Here is a 20223-nt window from a genome sequence, read left to right as displayed (position 1 = left end):
TCTCAAGTCCCCCTTTTACCCGGGTCGTTCAACACCCAACAGTTGTATGCCGAGGTCTAAGGCCACACAAACAACGCCTGGGATTCGTGATGCCAATGTGACCGGTCGTACGGAACAGGAGGCGTCTTCCTGGCGGTACAGGATATTGCGCAGCGGCTGGATGCTCACACTGCCGCCGCCTGCACCGCGCCAGGTGTGGGCGCTCGTCGCGGCCCGTGGTGTGCCTGCCTCCGCTCTCCGCGTCGTGCGGCGGAGATCTCGACGAGGCCGAACGCTGGTTCTGGATCACCTTTGGTGCCGAAGCCACGGAGGGTCACCACGCCCGCGATCACGAACGGCCGTGGGTGATGTGTTCCTCCAGGACCTGTAATTCCACCAGGCTGAAGGCGTTGTGATCGAAAAGGCAGTGGTCGAGAGCGAGTTGGTACTCGTGCGAGCCCGTGCATCGGCGGAACAGGCCGCGTGTCATGCCTGCGAGACGACGTCGGGCCGGGTGCACAGCCGATACGTACGCCGCCTCGCCAATACGGCGGTCGCCGGGTGTCCTATGGTGATCGATTTACAGGTCCCGGCGGTTCCGCTGCCGCGCCCGCACCTGCCCGCAGGCCACGTTCGCCGAGCAGGTCAATGGGCTGACCTTCCGGCACGGGAGGCGAAGCACCGGGCTGCAGACGGTGCCGCAACGGGTGGCCGTGATGCTGGCAGGCCGGGCCGGCGCCCGCCTGGCGGACACACTCGCCGTTGAGGCGAGCCGGTCGACACTGCTGCGGCTGATACGCCGCCTGCCGGAGCCTCAAGTCCACACGCCGCGGGTGCTGGGGGTGGATGAGTTCGCCCTGCGCAAGGGCCACAACTACGGCACGATCCTGGTGGACATCGACACGCGTCGTCCGGTTATCTGCTGCCCGACCGCACCACGGCCACGGTGTCCGCCTGGCTCGCCGACCACCCCGGCGTCGAGGTGATCTGCCGTGACCGCTCGACCGCATACGCTGAGGCCGGACGGCTCGGCGCCCCGGACGCGGTCCACGTCGCGGACCGGTGGCACATCTGGAAAAACCTCGTCGAGGCCGTCGAGAAGACGGCCATCCCGCACCGCGCCCTGCTGCGCGAGCCGGAAGAGACCAGCCTGATCCGCACCGCCGCACCTGTGAAGACCGCTGAGCTCGCGCCGCGTCCTTCAGGCGAACCGCGACACTCCGGCCGCCTGTCGGACCGGGTGCGCGAACAACACGCAGCCGTCCACGCCCTGCTCGACGACGGGCTCGGCATGCGGCCGATCGCCCGCCGGCTCAGCCTGGCCCGCAACACCGTGGGCAGAACACCTAGCCCGCGCGGCCACCGCGGACGAACTGCTGGTGGGACGGTGGACCGGCCGCAGCAGCATCCTCGATCCCTACAAGCCCTATCTCCATCAGCGGTGGGCCCAGGGCCGTACCGTCGCCCGCCACCTCTTCGAGGAACTGCGTGAGCGCGGCTACCCCGGCGGCGAGAGCGTCGTGAAGAGGTACGTGCAGCAACTCCGTGAAGCGTTCCCGCACGACGATCCGCCTCGCAAGCACCCATCCGTGCGAGACGTGACCAGCTGGATCACCCGCCGCCCCGACCGCCTGGACGACGACCAGGCCGAGCGGCTCAAGACGATCCTCGCCCGCTGCCCCGAACTCGACCGCACCGCTGAACACGTGTGTTCCTTCGCCGAGTTGATGAACAACCGCCAAGGACAGCAGCTGGACCAATAGATCAAGCGCGTCCAGGCCGATGACCTGCCCGCCCTGCACGCGTTCGTCACCGGCCTCGGCCAGGACCTCGACGCCGTCGTCGCCGGGCTCAGCCTGCTCTACAGCTCTGGTGCCGTTGAAGACCACAACAACAAGATCAAGATGCTCAAGCGGCAGATGTTCGGCCGCGCCAACTTCGACCTGCTCCCCAAGAGAGTCCTCCTTGCGGCGCGAGGCCGCTCATGATCGCGGGCGTGGTGACCCTCCGTGGCTCCGGCACCAAAAGTGATCCAGAACCCGAGTTCAGCCGACGCCAACAAGAGCCCCGCCGGATTCGAAGGCGCCATCTCTCAGGGTGTCCAGCGCTGTGGAATGCGCAGATCCTGCTACCGGCGCCTAGCGACGACCAGCCTCCAGCACCAACTCACAGGTGCCGCGATCAGCCTCGCCCGCATCCACGCCCATTTCGCCGACATGCCTCGGGCCCGCACCGCCATTTCACAGCACTTCGGCCCGCCGACCAAACGGTCGACGGGGCGAAGTAGCCAAACCCCGAATAAAGCAACAGCGCTCGGATCGCTCCGGACCCCTCGCTGTCACGTCACGTCCGCGTACGGCTGCTCACTGTCAGGCAGCGGCTCCGCCGCGGCCGGCCACGAGGCGCGGCAGCACCCGGAAGCCGATGCCGCCGGCGATCATCGTGGCGGCGCCGAGGATGAGGAACGTAGTCTCCTCGCCCGCACCGGTCTCGGCCAGCTCCTTGCCGCCACCCTGGGCGGCCGCGTCGGAGGTGGTGTCCGAGGTGTCGGTCAGCGCGGAGGTGCCCTCCTCCTGAGTGGAGGTGCCATCGGTGTCCGGCCCACCGGTGGTGGAGCCACCGGTGACGGAACCGCCGGTGGAGCCGGTCGAACCCGTGCTACCCGTCGACCCCGCGGTGCCGGTCGAGGACGAGCCGGACGTGGAGGAACCGGAAGAGGTGCTGCCACCGTTGCCGGAGCCACCGTTGCCGGAGCCACCGTTGCCGGAGCCACCGTTGCCGGAGCCACCGTTGCCGGAGCCACCGTTCTCGGAGCCACCGTTGCCGGAGCCACCGTTCTCGGAGCCACCGTTGCCGGAGCCACCGTTCTCGGAGCCACCGTTGCCGGAGCCACCGTTCTCGGAGCCACCGTTGCCGGAGCCACCGTTCTCGGAGCCACCGTTGCCGGAGCCACCGTTCTCGGAGCCACCGTTCTCGGAGCCACCGTTGCCGGAGCCACCGTTCTCGGAGCCACCGTTGCCGGAGCCACCGTTCTCGGAGCCACCGTCCGTGCAGACCACGATCGGGCAGGGCTCCTCGCCCGTCTGCGGGGTGACTTCCCCTCCACCGGATGTCGACACGAGGCCGCTGAGGCCGCCGTCGTTGCCGGTGGCCGAGGCGACGCCGGCCACCGTCAGCGAGGCGCCCGCGGCGATCACGGCGCCGGCGGCTATGCGCGCGACCCGGATACGCGTCTTCTTGGTCATCTGGTTGCTACCCCCAGTAGCTGAATCGTCGATGAGGCCGCGCCGGGGGCTGTGATCGACGGGGGAAGCTGAGATCTAGCGAAAACCCCCCGGTTCACATGCGCCCCGGAGATGCGCATGCCACACTGCACCCTCCCCATTTTTCAAAGCAGCGTCAAGGCCGTTGCGTACGCAATGTCCAAGTCAGGGCGCTTTGCGCGATGTTGGTGCCGTGAATGTGACGTAAAAAGCAAACCGCCCCTGAATCAGGGGCGGTTACCGTGTCGACAAACCTACTTCTCCTGCTGCTTGCGCCAGCGAATTCCGGCTTCCAGGAACCCGTCGATCTCACCGTTGAACACGGCCTCGGGGTTGCCGACCTCGAACTCGGTGCGCAGGTCCTTGACCATCTGGTAGGGGTGCAGGACGTACGAACGCATCTGGTTGCCCCAGGAACTGCCGCCGTCCTTGAGGGCGTCCATCCTGGCCCGCTCCTCCTGGCGCTGACGCTCCAGCAGCTTGGCCTGGAGGACGTTCATCGCGGTCGCCTTGTTCTGGATCTGCGACCGCTCGTTCTGACAGGAGACGACGATGCCGGTGGGGAGGTGGGTCAGGCGCACCGCCGAGTCGGTGGTGTTGACGCCCTGGCCGCCCGGACCGGACGAGCGGTACACGTCCACGCGCAGCTCGGACTCGTCGATCTCGATGTGGTCGGTCTGCTCGACCACGGGGAGGATCTCGACGCCCGCGAAGGAGGTCTGGCGGCGGCCCTGGTTGTCGAACGGGGAGATGCGCACGAGACGGTGCGTGCCCTGCTCCACGGAGAGCGTGCCGTAGGCGTACGGCACCTGCACGGCGAAGGTGGTCGACTTGATGCCGGCCTCTTCGGCGTACGAGGTCTCGTAGACCTCGGTCTTGTAGCCCTTCTGCTCCGCCCACCGCAGGTACATGCGCTGCAGCTTCTCGGCGAAGTCGGCCGCGTCGACGCCACCGGCCTCGGCGCGGATGTTGACGAGCGCCTCGCGGGCGTCGTACTCCCCGCTGAGGAGCGTGCGCACTTCCATCTCGTCGAGCGCCTTCTTGACGGAGACGAGCTCGGACTCGGCCTCCGCGAGGGTGTCCGGGTCGTCCTCCTCCTGGGCCATCTCGAACAGCACGGCGAGATCGTCGATCCGGCCGCGCAGCGCGTCGGCCTTCCTGACCTCGGCCTGGAGGTGGGAAAGCTTGCTGGTGATCTTCTGCGCCTCGTCCGGGTTGTCCCACAGGGACGGCGCGGCCGCCTGCTCCTCGAGCACGGCGATGTCTGCCCTCAGCTTGTCGAGGTCCAGAACGGCCTCGATCGACTCCATGGTCGAGGAGAGGGACTTGAGCTCTTCGGATACATCGACGACTGCCACGCCTCCAGCCTAACGGACCCGGCTGACGGCGGGCTCCGGTGAGTGCCGCTCTCGAGAAGCCCGACCCGATAACTGGGCTCTCCTCGAACCCGAGAAGCGCATCTGGGAGATTCCTCTACCTGAATAGCCGAAGCCTGCCCACCGGTAGCCGCGACGAATCGCATTACCTGGGACAGCCCCGTGCCCGACCCCTTCGACCCCGTTCGCCAAAATTGAAGACATATCGAACATAGTGGAGACGACCGAAGAGTTCACTGAAACAAATCAGCTGGTGATGGACCGCCGCGAAAGCGTAGGCGTGCCACCACCAGACAAATCGACATCCAGCTCAGACGCAAACCCGGTACCCGCGTCATCGGCCTTTTCCTCAAAATATCGCCAGGTAGATTTGTGACATCTATCCTGCGACCGTCCTCCACTCGCACGCACATTCGCGGCCACGAAAATCGGAAGAGCAGTGGATTGCAGCTGGATCGGGCGGCACGGCGCCGCCGTCCAGGTTCTCGATATGGACATGGCCCCGCTCAGACCCCTACCACATTTGTCTGACGTTCCGGGGGAGGGCAGCCTCGGCTGCCCTCCCCCGGGCCTTATTCAGTCGCCGACGCTCTCATCGATTTGCGCGCTACTGGCCATCGCACCCGCCCACAGGCGCACCTCCCATATCCGACCGGGCAGATAGTGCTTCCAGACGCCGGCGGTGAAGCCCTTGCCGATCGTGAAGTCGCCACTGCCGAGCTTGACCGTGAAGGAACGAGCACTGCCGTTCTGGTTGTGTCCGAGGTAGAGACTGACCGTCCCTTCCAAGGAGTCGTACGTGCCGGTCAACCGCACCGGGCTACCCAACTCGGCGACGTCGTCGGAGACAACGGACGCAAAACTGCCGTCATCGTTGAGACGCCCGAAGTGCCAATGCCCGACAGGAACGGTCCGCTCCTCCAGAGCTTCTTCATCCCATACGGTCTCTTTGCCGGTGAGCTGGTAAAAGAATCCCCACGCAGACCCGTCCGCGGTGCGCTGCCCCAGCACTTGCCCCACATAGCCGACATCCTTGGCCAGGATCTTCGCGGCATCCAGTTGAACCAGAGTCGTCACAGTGAACGCACCGTGCTCGTTAATCACCGGGCCGGCTGTGGTCGCCGCGTCGTCGACCCCGTCGAACACGGCGGCGCCCTCCTCCAGCGTGGCTCCAGCCGTCAGAGTCAGACTCTTGCCATAGCCGGAAGTGGCGTCCGGAATGGACGTACCCGAGCCGCGTTCGGCGTTCCAGTCCGCTACCAGTTCGACGCCGGCAAACGTGTCACCCGCCACCACTAGTCGGGCCTCTTCAGCAATCTCCCCTCCAGTCAGCGCCCGTTGCCAGACTGCGACTTCGTCGATCGATCCCTGGAAGTAATACCCGGGGCCCGTGCTGAACTCATGCCGTCCGAAACTCAGTGGCGCGGTCGACGCGTACGAGCCCGCCACGCTCTGGCCCTGGTACTGCCGTCGGCCGTCCACATAGAGCATCAGCTTGCCCGTCGCCGGATCGTATGTGCCGGCCAGGTGCGTCCACACGCCGATCTGTGCCGGGTAGACCGCATACTGCCCCGTATACATGTCGGTGGCACCCGGCTGCCGGATGCCGAAGCACCAGGTTTTGTTACGCGCCTCGTACTCCAGGAGGAACGGGCTGCTGACGCTGTCCCTTGTCGAGAGCACAGCGGCGTCGCGGTCGTCGCGTTCCAGCCGCACCCAAGCGGAAAGGGTGAATGCTGAGCGGGTCTCCACAACACGGGCGTTCGTCTGGGCGTACGCAGTGGACCCGTTCAAAGACAAGCCTGTATCAGTGACCGGCGTCTCCAGCGGAAAGCCACTGGAGTCCCTCGTGATCACTCCACGGCGCCCTTTGTCGTTGCGCACTGCGCCACCTGCCAGCGTGGCGTTGTCCTCACCATCGGATGTCGCCGAGTCCAACGCGGCACCGCTCGTCTCTGCAAAGTGCCACCGCCCGACCGGCCCCGCGCCTGCGCTCACCAGGAAATCGACTGCCATCTCCGCGCCGTAGCGGCCGGTGCCGACGCTGTCTTTGGCTCGGGCATACAGCGTGATCAGGCCTGACTTATCGGGCGCGAAGGTGATCGTCGTAGTCAAGCCCATCTGGTCAGCCGACCACGCCTCCTCACCGGACAACCTGTACTGGTAGCCCGCGACATTCGTGTCCCCCGGCGCAGGCGCAAACGTGAACGTGCCCTTCACACCCGGTCCACCCCGGCCCGTACAGGCGTTGGTCGTGCACTCTGTATACGGGGAACCGATGGTCACCGTCGGAGCCTTAGGAGCGGTCGGATCGACTTTGAAGTAGCAGGGCGTGCTGTAACCGGAATTCAAGCGGTTACTACCGTCTTCATAGTGCGAGAGTGTCACAGCCTTCAGCCGGTAGAGGACTCCCTCCTGCAGCGTCGGCAGGCTTCTCGACTGCTTGACTGAATCCCCGACATAGCCGGATGTCGGGCCGTCGATGTCCGTGTGGGCGACAGTCCACGTCGTACCGTCGTACTTCTCTGTCCGCCACCGGATTCGGAGACTGGCGCCGCCCGAACCGCCGGAGGCAGTCCTTGGCTTGCCCTGCACCAGCGGCGTCGGATCGGACACCATGTTCGGAGACGCCGAGCTGCTCGAGCACACATAAGAAGAGCCTGTGACCACACCGACCTCGGTGGGAAGGGCCGGTAGACCCACGTACTTCACTGCGATTACGGCATCGTTCTTGAACCGCTTCCACGCCGAGGCGTCAGACTCGTCGTGCGCCCGGACCTCGAGCGTGAGCATAGAGAATTTGCCCGCAGCGAAGTCGCGCACTGTCGGCGTCAAGTTCTCGTTCTTTTCCTCCGCGTTGTCGTTAAACTCGATGGGTGCGTCCGGCGAATCCGGATCACACAGCGAGCCACGCCCCGCTGAGACGTTGCGATCCACCATCAGGTCCAGCTCTGCCGGCCGTGTCGACCATGTGGTGGAGGACGAAATGTTATTCGTGCGAACCAGATCGACCCAACGTGGATCACACTGAAATGCCCAAGGTTCGGTCACCCGAAACGTCGCATCCAGGACCTTCTTGCCCTTCAGGCTGGCGGGCGAGAACTCGAAGTACAGGCGTTGCGTGTAGCCCGGACCACAGTAATAGCCGCTCCAAGTGCCGCACTTCCCCACACCTTTCCCAAGGCCATCGTCGCCGTTGGCCCAACCGTACGACTCGTAGCCGTCGCTCCGCAGTAGTGTGCGTTCCGACTCCCCCCAGGTGATGGTTGGGTCTATGAATATGGGGAACGCCGACGCTTTGGATTTCGTGAGCATTTCCGAGTCTGGGATCACCGACAGCGAGTCCTTGGCGACCGCGACTTCCATACGGGCCACGGTGTCGCCCTGCCCCGGCTCCGATCCGGAACCCGACGGCGTCGTCGCCGACTGGTGAGCCGACTGCGCCTCACCGGTCCCGGGCCGTTCGACCGCCATCAGCCGCGTCTGCGTCCCGGAGGCCACGCCCTTGGAGTCCCACATCTGGGCGGGCGGCGCTTTGAACACCGTACGACCACTGCCGTCCACGGCGGCAAGGTTGCCGGACGCCCCTTTTCGCACATCCAAGCCGACCGCCTTGAGTCCGAAAGTGAGTTTTCTCAGCTTCTCGTTCGCCGCTGCTTCGACTGTCTTGACCACAAACACCGGTTGGAAGCTCTCCGGCGTCGTGTTCACCCTAAGGTCCACACCGGGCAGTACTCCCACGTACAAAGCGCTGGTCCCCTCGATCTGCGGCTCTGGAAGCATTCCGGGCCACCGCAGTTCCAGCAACTGTCCTTCGTCCTCAATCCGGGCAAGCGGTGCCTTCACGCCCCCGCCAGAGAAGACCATGCCTACAGCAGCGGCCTTGGGCTCCACCAAGCCGTCAGAACGTTTCACCAGCGTTGCATCTGGTGCCGTCCAACCGCCTCCTGGCTTTGCAACGCGCACAGGAACTGCTGACTCCTGCAAAGTGAAGGTGAAGCCATCAGGGTTCGCATAGACGGTTGTCCGCTCTGAACGCTCCCCCATCACCTCGACCTGCCGACCCGACTTTTCGGCCCTTGCCAACGCCTGCTGCCCCTCGAGGAGAGGGCTGGCTGTGGCCGCGATGGGAGAAGCGGACGCCTTTTGAACGGGCGCGACACCGATCGCAAGTAGGGCTACGCAAGCGGCGGACACCACCCTGAAACCCCTCCATGAGGCATGAGCATGACATTTCACTGAACCTCTACTGCCCCGCCCAATCTGCACTGACATGCCCCCGTAGTCACACGATCCACAAGATCCTCACATCCAAAACCCCTCAGTTGCCTCCCGTCAAGGCAGCGTCACGCAGCGCTCCAATGTCACGCCAAGAGCGCCCTGCGCCACCGATACCGGAGTGCGGACTCCAAGCCGCCCCGCAGCAAGAGCCGCGCTCGATTAGCGCGACCCTGTTAAACCACCGGCCCTGCCCACCCACCGCAAAGCACAGCCCACGGCCGAGTGGAGCACGCAGACCGCGCAGCACATCCCTAACTGCCTCCCCCATCCACTCGCCCGAAAGATCCATCGAACCCGCCGCTGTCGTTTCGGCGTTTTGAGGCGTGCTTCGGGGGCTTGTCTATGGCGTTGCCGTTGATGAGGTGCTCTTCGTGTCCTGCGGGGGCGCTCCCGCGTCGTCCCCGGAGACGGCCGCCCACGTCCCTATGCCGGCCGCCGCGACCAGCGCCGCGGCCGCCACGCTCAGCGTGATGCGCCGGCGCCGGGTGGCGGAACGGTTCCGTGCCGAGCCGGGGCGCGGCGCCCCGGCGGCCCTCGGCACCCGCGCCGTGCCGTGCGCGCCGCCCGCCAGTTCGTCCGGCGCGGGCACCCGCATCGACGTGTGGGTGTCCCGGTTGGAGTCCGGCTTCGCGCCGGGAACCAGCGGGACCGAGCCCCGCCGCTCCCGCCGGGCGGACGCCGACGGGGCGGACGCGGCGGGCGTGATCTCGTCCGGCTCGCCGCCCTCCGGCTCGGTGTCCGGCTCGTCCACGTCCAGCGGCGGCATCCCGGCCAGCGACGGCAGCTGCTCGCGCAGCCGGGCGGCCAGCTCGGACGCCCGCAGCCGGGACGCCGGCGCCTTCGCCAGGCACTGCACGATCAGCTGCCACAACTCGTCCGGGATGCCGGGGAGCGGCGCGACGGACTCCGTCACGTGCCGGCGCAGCACCGCGCCCGGGTGGCCGCCGCCGAACGGGGTGAAGCCCGCCAGCAGCTCGTAGAGCACCGTCGCCAGCGCGTAGATGTCGACGGAGGCGCGCGGCGGCAGGCCCTCCACGATCTCCGGCGCCAGGTAATCCGGCGTGCCGATGATCTTGGTGGCGCGGGTGCGTTTGGGGGTGTCGATCAGTTTCGCGACGCCGAAGTCGGTCAGCAGCGCACGGTGCGAGCCGCCGGGGCCGAGCGGGCCCTGCATGTCGAGGAGCACGTTCTCCGGTTTGACGTCGCGGTGCACGACCCCGGCCGCGTGGGCGGCGGCCAGCCCTTCGGCGATGTCCGCCACGATCGCCACGGCTGCCTCCGGCGCGAGCCGCCGCTCGCGCTCGAGACGGGTGCGCAGGTCGGTGCCGCGGACCAGGTCCATGACGAGCGCCAGGTCGTTGCCGTCGACCACGAGATCACGGACGGACACCACATGGGGGTGCTCCAGGCCGAGCAGCGCGGTGCGCTCCTGCACGAAGCGCCCCACGAGCTCCTCGTCGGAGGCCAGGTCCTCGCGCAGCAGCTTGACGGCGACGGGCCCCTCCGGACCCTCACCCAGCCACACCGTGCCGGCGCTGCCCCGTCCCAGGATCTGGTGGGCGGTGTACCGGCTGCCGATCTTCCGTGCCAAGGCTGCTCCTACAGACGCGTGTTGCCCATCAAAGTACGCGTCCTGAGAGCCAACCTTCACCGCGGAGACGGAAATCACCCGCCAGATGTCGACAAGTCCACAGACTCGCGGACTCGCGGGGCTCACGGCCGGTTCGGAGCCGACGGGACGGTCAGCCGGTGCCGGTGCCGGTCCCGCTTCCTCCGGAGCTCGAACCCAGGTCGCCGATCCAGCCGGTGATGTCGTGGAACCAGCCGCTGATGAGCTTCCAGTAGCTCTGCCCCGTGCCGATCCAGTCCTGCAGCGGGGTCAGCTCCCAGACCAGCCAGCCGGCCACGAACAGGATGACGATGGTGAACAGGCAGCCCTTCAGGCAGCCCAGCCCGGGGATCTTCATCGGGTTGGCGCCGCGCTGGCGGGGCTCGCGCGGCTGCCGGGGCTCGGCCTGCGGCCGCTGGCGGGGCTGCTGCTGGGGCGTGGGCGCCGGCGCGTACCGCTGGGGCTGTTGCTGGGGCTGCTGGGCCGGCGCGTACTGCTGCTGCGGCGACTGTCCCGGGTACCCGTAGCCGGCCTGCGGCTGCGGACGCTGCTGGGGGCGCTGCTGCTGATGCTGCGGGGGCCGCTGCTGCTGGTATGGCTGCGGCGCCTGCTGCGGCTGGCGGGAGACCTGGCGCTGGGGGCGGCGGCGCAGCGGGTCGTCGCCGGGGTCGAGGTACTGCTGGACCTGGGTCTGCTCGTTGCGGTCGCGGGCGCCCTGCATCTGGGTCTGCCAGGGGTGCGGCTGCTCGGGCGGCTGGGCAGGCCCCCCGTACTGGCCCGGCGGCACCGGCGGCAGGACGGCCGTCGGGTCGGCCGCGCCCTGCGGACCCCCCGTGTGGGGCAGGACGGCGGTGGGGTCGGCGGCGCCGGCCGGGCCGCCCGTGTGCGGCAGGACGCTGGTCGCGGCGTTCGGGTCGTATCCGCTGCCCGGCACGGCGGCGGGCGCCGGGTCGGGCGCGAGCACATGGCCGACGCCTTCGGCCGCGGCGATCTGCATCGAGTTGGCGTGCACGCCGATGCCCTCGGCGACGATCCGCAGCCCGCGCGCGAGGTTCTCGGCGCTCGGACGGTCGTCGGGGTTCTTGCGCAGGCAGCGCTCGATGACCGTCCAGAGCGGGTCGGGGACCGTGGAAGGGCGGCGCGGCTCGGCGTTGAGGTGCTGGTGCAGGACCTCGAGCGCGGAGCCGCCGGAGAACGGCGGACGGCCGGTGACCAGCTCGTACAGCAGGATGCCTGCGCCGTAGATGTCGACGGCGGAGGTCTGCGGGCGGCCTTCGGCGGACTCCGGGGCTACATACGCGGGCGTGCCGACGAATTCGCTGGTCCGGGTCAGACCCGGGGAGTCGGCGAGGCGCGCGATGCCGAAGTCCGTGAGCAGCGGGTGCATCTGCCCGCCGTTCTGCATCATCAGGACGTTGGCGGGCTTCAGGTCGCGGTGCACGACGCCGTCGGCGTGGCTGGCGGCGAGCGCGTCGGCGACCTGCGCGGTCAGCAGGGCGGCGGCGACCGGCGTGAAGGGGCCGTTCTCGCGCAGATAGCGGTGCAGGTCGGGGCCGTCGACGAGGTCCATGACCAGCGCCAGCAGGTCGCCCTCGACGACCAGGTCGCGGACCCGGACGATGTTCGGGTGGGTCAGGCGCAGCAGCACGGACCGCTCCCGCAGGAAGCGCATCACGACGTCGGGGTCGTTCGCGAGCTCCTCCTTGAGGACCTTGATCGCGACGGTCTCCCCGGGCTGGCCGGCCACGGCCGCCTCGGCGCCCGCGGTCTCGCGCTGGCGGGCTCGCCAGACGGTGCCCGTGGCGCCGCGTCCGAGCGGCTCCTCGAGCAGGTACTTGCTGCCTACCGGCCGCACGTCATGCGCTCCCTGCTGCTTGCTTGCCAGTCCTGTCGGTCCCGCCAGTCCCGCCGATCCGCCGGGCTTGCCGGTCCCGCTCGACTGTCCTGCCGGTGTTCCGACCCACTGTAGTGCCGCCGTGCGGACACCGGGCTGTCGTCGCATTTCGAAGGAAAGACGTTTCGCCCGGTCGTCCTGGTTGCCCGAGCCACACGTGACCGATCTCAACTGATCGCCGGCCGGGCACTTGTCCGGCACTTTTGCGGGCAGAGCCGACCATTCAAGATCACTTGCCCCCGGCTGGTGGGCGCGTTGTCAGTGACAGGTGCGAGGATGCCTGCAGTACTGGCCGCTGTGCTCGTGTGGGGTGGGGGGAAGCCCGCGCCCGTGCAGAAGGGACCGCTGACGGCGATGCAGATCCGGCTGACCGTCGTAGACCCGCAGGGCCCGCCCGGCCCGCCTGCCGACGCCCGGGCCCGGGCCGTGAGCTGCGACGTACTGGTCACCGCTCCCGCCGGCACGGCTCTGGCCGCGGTGGCGTCCGCGCTGGCCGCCGCCGTCTGCGGGGAGGGCTCCGCCTCCTCCCCGTCCGCCGCGGCGGTCGTGCTGTACGCGGGTGTGGAGCGGCTCGACGCGCGACGGTGCACGCTCGGCGAGCCCCCGCTGATCGACGGCGCGGTGCTGTCGCTGGGCGCGCCGGCCGACCCCGAGCCGCATCCCGAGGTCGACGAGGCCCCGGCCCGCCTGCACGTGGTGGCCGGGCCGGACGCGGGCGGGGTCCACCTACTGCACGGCGGCCAGGTCCGGGTGGGCCGTTCGGCCGACGCCGACATCCCGCTGGACGACCCGGACGTCTCCCGGCTGCACTGCGCGGTGACGCTCTCGGCCGACGGCCGGGTCACGGTCGCCGACCTCGGCTCCACCAACGGCACCGCGCTGGACGGCACGCGCGTGCAGGCCCGCCCCGTGCGCCTCGCCCCCGGCGCCCTGCTGCGGGTCGGTGAGTCGGCCCTGCGGCTGGCTCCGCCCGGCGGCCCGGGCCCCCGGGTGGCCACGACGCCGGACGGCGAAGGGCACGTACGGGTGCCCTGCGGGGACACGGCGGCCGACCCCGCGGCCGGGCCTTCCGGCGACGCACCCACGGGCCCGGCGGGTCAGCCGAGCCCGACGGGGCCGACGGAAGCGGTGGGGCCGACGGAAGCCGTGGGGCCTGCCGGGCCGGTCGGCCGCGCCGGGTCCATCGGGCCGTCCGGCGAGACCGGCCACGGCTACGGCACCGCGGGCTGGAGCGCCGCTGGGGGCGTCGGCGGCGAGCGACTGCGGGGCGCCCGGGAGGTCCCCCTCGCGTCCCACGTCGTGCCGGGCCAGGGCGTGGCGCCGCGCATCGAGAGCCGCTCCGCCGGACCCGCGCGCGCGGCAGGCGAGGGTCCCGCGGCCACCCACGGCGGCCACGCGGGCCTCGGCTCGTTCACAGCCGCGCACCACGAGGGCGCCCGCGGACCGCACCCCGCCCACCCCGCGACCCCCGACTCCGGCTCAGACTCCGGTTCCGGCTCCGGTTCCGGTTCACGCCACGACTCCGCCTCGCCCGTCGACTCCCTCTCCCCTCTCGGTGGCGGTCACGGCGACCCCGGGGAGGGCGACCACGCCGGCCCCGGCCGCAAAGGCACCCCCCTGCGCGGTACCGACGTCCCCGCGGGCGTGCGCCGCCGCGGAGGTCTCTCCGCCTGGGCGCGGCGGCTGGCCGGATCCCGCGGCGGCCAGGACGAGATCGCCGCCGACGCGCCCGACGAGGGGACGGCCGCGGCCGAGGACCGGCCGTCGGCCTTCGTGTCCGCCGCGCCCGAGACCTGGCCGGACCCGGCGGCGCTGCTGCTGACGGCGCTCGGCCCGGGTCCCCGGCTGTGGGAGCGCGGGCCGGGGCACCCGGAGTCGCTCACCGTGCGGCTCGGCACGGCCGACCGGCCGGCGCCCGACGGCTCGGGACTGCTGCCCGCGGTGCCGGTCACGGCGGGCCTGCGCGAGGTCGGCGCGCTCGGCCTGGCCGGGCCGCGCCCCCGGCTGTCCGGGCTGGCGCGCGCGGTGCTGGCCCAGCTCGCCGCACTGCATTCCCCCGACGCCCTGGAGATCGTCCTGATCAGCACGGACCGGGCGCGTTCCGAGGAGGAGCGCACCGCCGAGTGGTCCTGGCTGGGCTGGCTGCCCCATCTGCGCCCCGGGCACGGACAGGACTGCCGGCTGCTCCTCGCCTACGACCGCGACCAGGCCGCGGCCCGAGCCGACGAACTCCTGCGCCGACTGGAGGACCGCCTCGCGGACAACGCGCGCGGGGCGGGCGGGACCAGCGACACCGACGGGACCAGCGACACCGACGAGACCGGCGGGGCGGGCGAGCCGCGGGGTGCCGTCCCCGGACAGGTGCCGCCGCCCCGCAACGCGGCCCACCGCCCCTCCTGGGCGGTGGCGGAGGGTCCGGCCGACGGCGGCTTCACCGGCCCGTACACGGTGGTCGTGGTGGACGGCGACCCCGGCGGCGCCGATCTGCGGCAGGCGGTGGCACGGCTGGCGGCGGCCGGGCCGCGCGCCGGCATACACGTCGTCTGCCTGGCCGAGACGCCCGCCGCCTCGCCCTCGTCGCCGGTGACCGACACGTACGAGGCGGCCTGCGCGGCGGCCCCGACGTTCCGCGCGTGCGGGGCGGTCGCGCTGCTCAGCGGGGATGTGGCGACGGCGCTGCGACTGCTGCGGGTCGCGCCCGCCGGTGCACGCACGGAGCGGCCCGGCCCGGTGGGACCGGGCACGGTGGGCGCGGTGGACGCGGTCTCCGCCGCCTGGGCCGAACGCTTCGCGCGGGCGCTGGCGCCGTTGCGCCCGGACGGCGCGGGGGCGGGCGACCGGCACCCGCGGGTGTCCGCGCCGCTGCCGCCGTCGGCCCGGCTGCTGGACGAGCTGGGTCTCGCGCGGGCGACGCCCGCCTCCCTGATGGCCCGCTGGGCGGACGCGGCCGACGACGCAGCGTCGCTGGGCGGGCGGGTGCTGGCCGTGCTCGGCGCGGGCCCGCGCGGCCCGCTCGGGGTGGACCTCGTGGCCGAGGGCCCGCACGTGCTGATCGAGGGACCGGGCGGCAGCGGGCGCACGGAGTTGCTGCGGGCGTTCGTCGCCTCGCTGGCCGCCGCCGAGCGGCCCGAGCGGCTCGCCGTGATCCTGCTGGACGGCCGTGACACCGTCGGCAAGGGCAGCGCCGGCGACGGCCTGCGGGTGTGCACGGACGTCCCGCACGTCAGCGCTCATCTCACCGCCAACGACCCGGTCCGGATGCGGGAGTTCGCGCAGTCGCTGAGCGCCGAGCTGAAGCGGCGGGCCGAACTGCTGGGCCGCTCCGACTTCGCGGAGTGGCACACGCACCGCGCGGTCTCCGGCCGGATCGTCCCGCAGCGCACACCGGGAGCGCCGCCGGCCGGGGCGGGCGCGGGCGCCGCCGACCTGGACACCCCGCCCAGCGCGACGCTCCGGCTGCGTCCCGGGGCGGCCGCCCGTCAGCGGGCCGAGACGCCGCCCCCGCTGCCCCGCCTGGTGGTCGTCGTCGACGACCTGGACGCGCTGGTCTCCCCCGCCCTGGGCTCCCCCGGCCGGCCCGCCGCCGGCTCGGTGATGCGCGCGCTGGAGGCGGTGGCCCGCGAGGGCGAGCGGCTCGGCGTCCACCTGGTGGCCGCGACCGGCCCCGGCGGCCGTACCGCGGAGTCCGAGCCGGCCCGTCGTGCCACCGTGCGCATAACCCTGGAGGCGCCGAATTCCGGACCGGACGAACCGGCGCCGGGCCGTGGCCGCCTCCACGTCGCGGACGGCCGTCCGACGCCCTTCCAGGGCGGTCGGGTGACGGGCCGTATCCCCCGCACGGCGACCCAGCGCCCCACCGTGGTCCCGCTGGACTGGCGTCGCATGGGTGATCCGCCCACCCGCAGACCGGTGCGGGAACTGGGCAACGGCCCCACCGACCTGGCCCTCCTGGCCAGTGCCCTGGAGAGAGCGGCCGGCCGGCACACCGCCCCGTCCAGCCCGTCGGGGGTGTGAGGGCCGCCGGACCGCCGGACGGGCGACGCTCACGATCACGACGCGGTCACGATCCCCCGCTTGACAGCGTGGGCGCTCTTGCCGACCCCCGGCACCCGGCGTAGACCAGTTGCCACGGGACAGCGCTCAACGTTCGATGACGAACGAAGAACGGGGCAGTGATGCGCGGTATGAGCAACACCATCCGGACACGCAGGACCGTGAGGGCGGCGGCCACGCTCCTGGCGGGGGCCATGGCGCTCTCGCTCACCGCCTGCGGCAGCGACGACGACAAGAGCAGCGACGGCGGCGCGACGGCCAAGGAGAGCGGCGCCTCCGTCACCCTTCCCAAGCTGGACGGCAAGAGCCTGGAGGTGGCCGCCGTCTGGACCGGCGCCGAACAGGCCAACTTCAAGAAGGTCCTGGCGGAGTTCGAGAAGCGCACGGGCGCCAAGGTCACCTTCGTGCCCGCCCAGGACCCGATCATCAACTTCCTCGGCTCTAAGGTCGCGGGCGGGCAGCCGCCGGACGTCGCGATGCTCCCGCAGCCGGGCGCCATCAAGCAGGCCGTCGACAAGGGGTGGGCGAAGCCGCTGGGCGCGGCGGCCCTGAAGGAGCTGCAGAAGAACTACTCGCAGGGCTGGCAGGACATCGGCAAGATCGGCGGCAAGCAGTACGGCGTCTACTACAAGGCCGCCAACAAGTCGTTGATCTGGTACAACGCCAAGGTCTTCGAGAACGCGGGGGCCTCCGAGCCCAAGACGTGGGCCGAACTGCTCACCACCGCGCAGACGGTCTACGACTCCGGTGTCACGCCGTTCTCGGTGGGCGGCGCCGAGGGCTGGACCCTGACCGACTGGTTCGAGAACGTCTACCTCTCCCAGGCGGGCCCGGAGAAGTACGACCAGCTGGCCAAGCACGAGATCAAGTGGACGGACCCGTCCGTGAAGGCCGCGCTGACGACGCTGGCGCAGGTGTGGGGCAAGAAGGACTACGTCGCCGGCGGCGCGGCCGGCGCGCTGCAGACCGACTTCCCGGCTTCGGTGACGCAGACGTTCTCCGGCGGCGACCAGCCCAAGGCGGGCATGGTCTACGAGGGCGACTTCGCGCAGGTCAACATCGTGCAGGCGGGTGCGAAGGTCGGCACGGACGCCAAGGTGTTCCCGTTCCCGGCGGTCGGCGACAGCTCGCCGGTGGTCTCCGGCGGTGACGCGGCGGTGATCCTGAAGGACTCCGAGGCGGCCCAGGCGCTGGCCACCTTCCTGGCCTCGCCGGAGGCGGCGACCATCCAGGCGAAGTTGGGCGGCTACCTCTCGCCGAACAAGAACGTGCCGGAGTCGGCCTACCCGAACCCGGTGCAGCAGAAGATGGCCAAGGCGCTGATCGCGGCCGGCGACGACTTCCGCTTCGACATGTCCGACCAGGCCCCGCAGGCGTTCGGCGGGACCCCCGGCAAGGGCGAGTGGAAGGCGCTGCAGGACTTCCTGAAGAACCCGACGAACGTGGCCGGCACCCAGGCGACCCTGGAGTCGGGCGCGGCCGCGGCGTACGGGAACTGACGCGGCGTGACGACGCCCGCGACGGCGGGGGCTCCCGGAGCCCCCGCCCCTCCTCGTCCGCGCAGGAGCGTGACCGGCACCCGCAGGACCGTGGCGGCGCTGTTCCTGCTGCCCGCTCTCGTGCTGCTCGGCGCGCTCGTGGTCTACCCGATCGGGTACTCGGTCGTGCGCAGCTTCTACGACCAGTCCGGCGACGGCTTCGCCGGAGTCGACAACTACAAAGCCCTCTTCACGGACGACGGCATCCGCACCGCCCTGAAGAACAACGTGATCTGGGTGGTGTTCGCGCCGACGATCGCGACGGCGCTCGGTCTGGTCTTCGCGGTGCTGACCGAACGGGTGCGCTGGGGCACGGCGTTCAAGCTGGTCGTCTTCATGCCGATGGCGATCTCGATGCTCGCCGCCGGCATCATCTTCCGGCTGGTCTACGACCAGGACCCGGACAAAGGCGTCGCCAACGCGGTGTGGGTGGGCGTGCACGACACGTTCGCCGAGGCGTCGGCGTTCCCGAAGGCGCACCCGGGCCGCGACTCGCCGCTGCGGCCGGAGAAGGGCGGCGGCTTCGTCACGAGGTCGGCGGTGCGGGCCGGTGAGCCGGTCGCCCTTCCCCTGGTCGGCGTGGCGCCCGACCGGATGCCGGGCGACGCGAAGGGGGCCGTGGCGGCGCGGCCCGAGCCGGGGAAGGTCACCGGGACCGCCTGGCAGGACTTCACCCGCGGCAAGGGCGTCGGCACGCTCGGCACCCCCGACGCGTCCGAGCTGGGCTATGCCGGGATGAGGGTCGAGGCGGTGAAGGACGGCAAGGTGGTCGCGTCGACGAAGGCCGCCGACGACGGCACCTTCGCCCTCCCGGCCGCGGCCGACGGCGCCCTGCTCCGGCTCCCCGCGAGCAACTTCGCGGAGGCGTACAACGGCCTGGACTGGCTCGGCCCCTCGCTGGTCACGCCGGCGATCATCGGCTCGTACATCTGGATGTGGGCGGGCTTCGCGATGGTGCTGATCGCGGCCGGACTGGCCGGGGTGCCGCGCGAGTTGCTGGAGGCCGCACGCGTGGACGGCGCCAACGAGTGGCAGGTGTTCCGCAGGGTCACCGTCCCGCTCCTCGCACCGGTCCTCGCGGTCGTCACCGTCACCCTGATGATCAATGTGCTGAAGGTCTTCGACCTGGTCTTCATCATCGCCCCGGGCTCCTCGCAGGACGACGCGAACGTGCTCGCCCTGGAGCTGTACCGCAAGGGATTCTCCGAGGACCAGCCCGGCGTCGCCAGCGCGATCGCGGTGTTTCTGCTGCTCCTGGTGATCCCGGTGATGTGGTTCAACGTGCGGCGGCTGCGGCGGGAGGTGCGGCGGTGACGAAGCGACTCGCCTGGGTCATGGAGAAGCTCAACGGCGGGCTGGTCCGCGCCTTCCTGATCGTCGTCGGCCTGTTCTGGCTGGTGCCGACGGTGGGGCTGCTGATCTCCTCGCTGCGGCCCCCCGAGGACATGAGCGTCAGCGGCTGGTGGGAGGTGTTCGCCAAGCCCTCCCAGCTGACCTTCGACAGCTATCGGAAGCTGCTGGAGAACGGCGACATCACCGACTCGCTCGTCAACACCGCGCTGATCACGGTACCGGCGACGGTCCTGGTGGTCGTCATCGGCTCGCTCGCGGGATACGCGTTCGCCTGGATGGAGTTCCCCGGCCGCGACTGGTGGTTCCTGGGCGTCGTGGGACTGCTGGTGGTGCCGGTGCAGGTGGCGCTCATCCCGATCGCCGAACTGTTCGGCAAGATCGGCCTGTTCGGGTCGATCATGGGCGTGGTCCTGTTCCACGTCGGGTTCGGGCTCCCCTTCGCGGTGTTCCTGCTGCGGAACTTCTTCGCGGAGATCCCGCGCGAGCTGCTGGAGGCGGCCCGTCTCGACGGGGCGGGCGAACTCCGGCTGTTCGCTCGGGTCGTGATGCCGCTCGGCGGCCCGGCGATCGCGTCGCTGGCCATCTTCCAGTTCCTGTGGGTGTGGAACGACATGCTGGTCGCGCTGGTCTTCAGCGACGCCGGCAGCCAGCCGATCACGGTCGCCCTGCAGACCCAGGTACGGCAGTTCGGCAACAACATCGACGTGCTGGCGCCCGGCGCGTTCATCTCGATGGTGATTCCGCTGGCCGTCTTCTTCGCGTTCCAGCGGCAGTTCGTGTCGGGGGTGATGGCGGGCGCGGTCAAGTAGCCGCGAACGGCAGGGCGGTCAGTGTCACCGGTCCGCCCTGCTCCGTTCATCCTTGATTCCCCCGTATG

Annotated in this window: 13 protein-coding genes and 1 pseudogene; 9 read left to right on the top strand and 5 right to left on the bottom strand. The window is 70.3% G+C overall.

What is annotated here, in order from left to right:
• Positions 1–686: 686 nt before the first annotated feature.
• The 5 genes and pseudogenes from C6376_RS44440 to C6376_RS45175 all read left to right on the top strand — a co-directional run.
• Positions 687–965 (top strand): hypothetical protein, encoded by a 279-nt coding sequence (locus C6376_RS44440; protein ID WP_173985542.1) that lies wholly within the window; start codon positions 687–689, stop codon positions 963–965.
• The gene (locus C6376_RS13815) at positions 926–1471 is read left to right on the top strand and encodes a transposase (protein WP_159083200.1); all 546 of its coding nucleotides are present in this window, start codon (positions 926–928) and stop codon (positions 1469–1471) included. The genes C6376_RS44440 and C6376_RS13815 overlap by 40 nt, the downstream gene beginning before the upstream one ends.
• Positions 1359–1742, top strand: coding sequence for a hypothetical protein (locus tag C6376_RS44435; protein ID WP_173985541.1), 384 nt, complete (start codon positions 1359–1361; stop codon positions 1740–1742). Before C6376_RS13815 ends, C6376_RS44435 begins: the two co-directional genes overlap by 113 nt.
• Positions 1743–1967, top strand: a complete 225-nt coding sequence (locus tag C6376_RS13810; protein WP_107443692.1) for a transposase — start codon at positions 1743–1745, stop codon at positions 1965–1967.
• 81 nt (positions 1968–2048) lie between these two features.
• A pseudogene (locus C6376_RS45175) lies at positions 2049–2266 on the top strand (IS5/IS1182 family transposase); the annotation flags it as partial.
• An 82-nt stretch (positions 2267–2348) separates the two neighbouring features.
• Here the strand turns inward: C6376_RS45175 and C6376_RS13800 are convergent.
• The 5 genes from C6376_RS13800 to C6376_RS13780 all read right to left on the bottom strand — a co-directional run bounded on the left by C6376_RS13800 (position 2349) and on the right by C6376_RS13780 (position 12363).
• Complete coding sequence (locus C6376_RS13800; protein ID WP_107443691.1) at positions 2349–3224, bottom strand: hypothetical protein; 876 nt, start codon at positions 3222–3224, stop codon at positions 2349–2351.
• A 272-nt stretch (positions 3225–3496) separates the two neighbouring features.
• Positions 3497–4600, bottom strand: coding sequence for a peptide chain release factor 2 (gene prfB / locus C6376_RS13795; protein ID WP_107443690.1), 1104 nt, complete (start codon positions 4598–4600; stop codon positions 3497–3499).
• Positions 4601–5194: 594 nt separating this feature from the next.
• Positions 5195–8818 carry a LamG domain-containing protein gene (locus C6376_RS13790; protein WP_254075932.1) on the bottom strand — a complete coding sequence of 1208 codons (3624 nt, stop codon included), beginning with the start codon at positions 8816–8818 and terminating at the stop codon, positions 5195–5197.
• A 421-nt stretch (positions 8819–9239) separates the two neighbouring features.
• Positions 9240–10490: a serine/threonine-protein kinase gene (locus C6376_RS13785; protein ID WP_107443688.1), complete on the bottom strand. Its 1251-nt coding sequence runs from the start codon at positions 10488–10490 to the stop codon at positions 9240–9242.
• A gap of 151 nt (positions 10491–10641) precedes the next feature.
• Positions 10642–12363, bottom strand: coding sequence for a serine/threonine-protein kinase (locus tag C6376_RS13780; protein ID WP_107443687.1), 1722 nt, complete (start codon positions 12361–12363; stop codon positions 10642–10644).
• A 393-nt stretch (positions 12364–12756) separates the two neighbouring features.
• On the opposite strand from C6376_RS13780, the gene C6376_RS13775 reads away from it, so the two are divergent.
• The 4 genes from C6376_RS13775 to C6376_RS13760 all read left to right on the top strand — a co-directional run bounded on the left by C6376_RS13775 (position 12757) and on the right by C6376_RS13760 (position 20155).
• The gene (locus C6376_RS13775; protein ID WP_107448950.1) at positions 12757–16416 is read left to right on the top strand and encodes an FHA domain-containing protein; all 3660 of its coding nucleotides are present in this window, start codon (positions 12757–12759) and stop codon (positions 16414–16416) included.
• A gap of 161 nt (positions 16417–16577) precedes the next feature.
• Positions 16578–17954, top strand: coding sequence for an ABC transporter substrate-binding protein (locus tag C6376_RS13770; RefSeq protein ID WP_107443686.1), 1377 nt, complete (start codon positions 16578–16580; stop codon positions 17952–17954).
• A 69-nt stretch (positions 17955–18023) separates the two neighbouring features.
• Positions 18024–19307, top strand: a complete 1284-nt coding sequence (locus C6376_RS13765; RefSeq protein WP_107443685.1) for a carbohydrate ABC transporter permease — start codon at positions 18024–18026, stop codon at positions 19305–19307.
• A gap of 20 nt (positions 19308–19327) precedes the next feature.
• On the top strand, positions 19328–20155 hold the full coding sequence (locus C6376_RS13760) for a carbohydrate ABC transporter permease (protein WP_254076373.1): 828 nt from the start codon (positions 19328–19330) through the stop codon (positions 20153–20155).
• Positions 20156–20223 lie beyond the last annotated feature (68 nt).

Origin of the sequence: Streptomyces sp. P3, assembly GCF_003032475.1 — a bacterium.
Classification (GTDB): Bacteria; Actinomycetota; Actinomycetes; order Streptomycetales; family Streptomycetaceae; genus Streptomyces.
The sequence above is the reverse complement of the archived record's forward strand: the minus strand, read 5'-3'. Positions and strand labels throughout refer to the sequence as shown.

Excerpts from the sequence above, each read along its gene's own strand:
- C6376_RS13800 (WP_107443691.1), bottom strand. The coding sequence starts at position 3,224 with ATGACCAAGAAGACGCGTATCCGGGTCGCGCGCATAGCCGCCGGCGCC.
- C6376_RS13775 (WP_107448950.1), top strand. The coding sequence starts at position 12,757 with ATGCAGATCCGGCTGACCGTCGTAGACCCGCAGGGCCCGCCCGGCCCG.
- C6376_RS13770 (WP_107443686.1), top strand. The coding sequence starts at position 16,578 with ATGCGCGGTATGAGCAACACCATCCGGACACGCAGGACCGTGAGGGCG.
- C6376_RS13760 (WP_254076373.1), top strand. The coding sequence starts at position 19,328 with ATGGAGAAGCTCAACGGCGGGCTGGTCCGCGCCTTCCTGATCGTCGTC.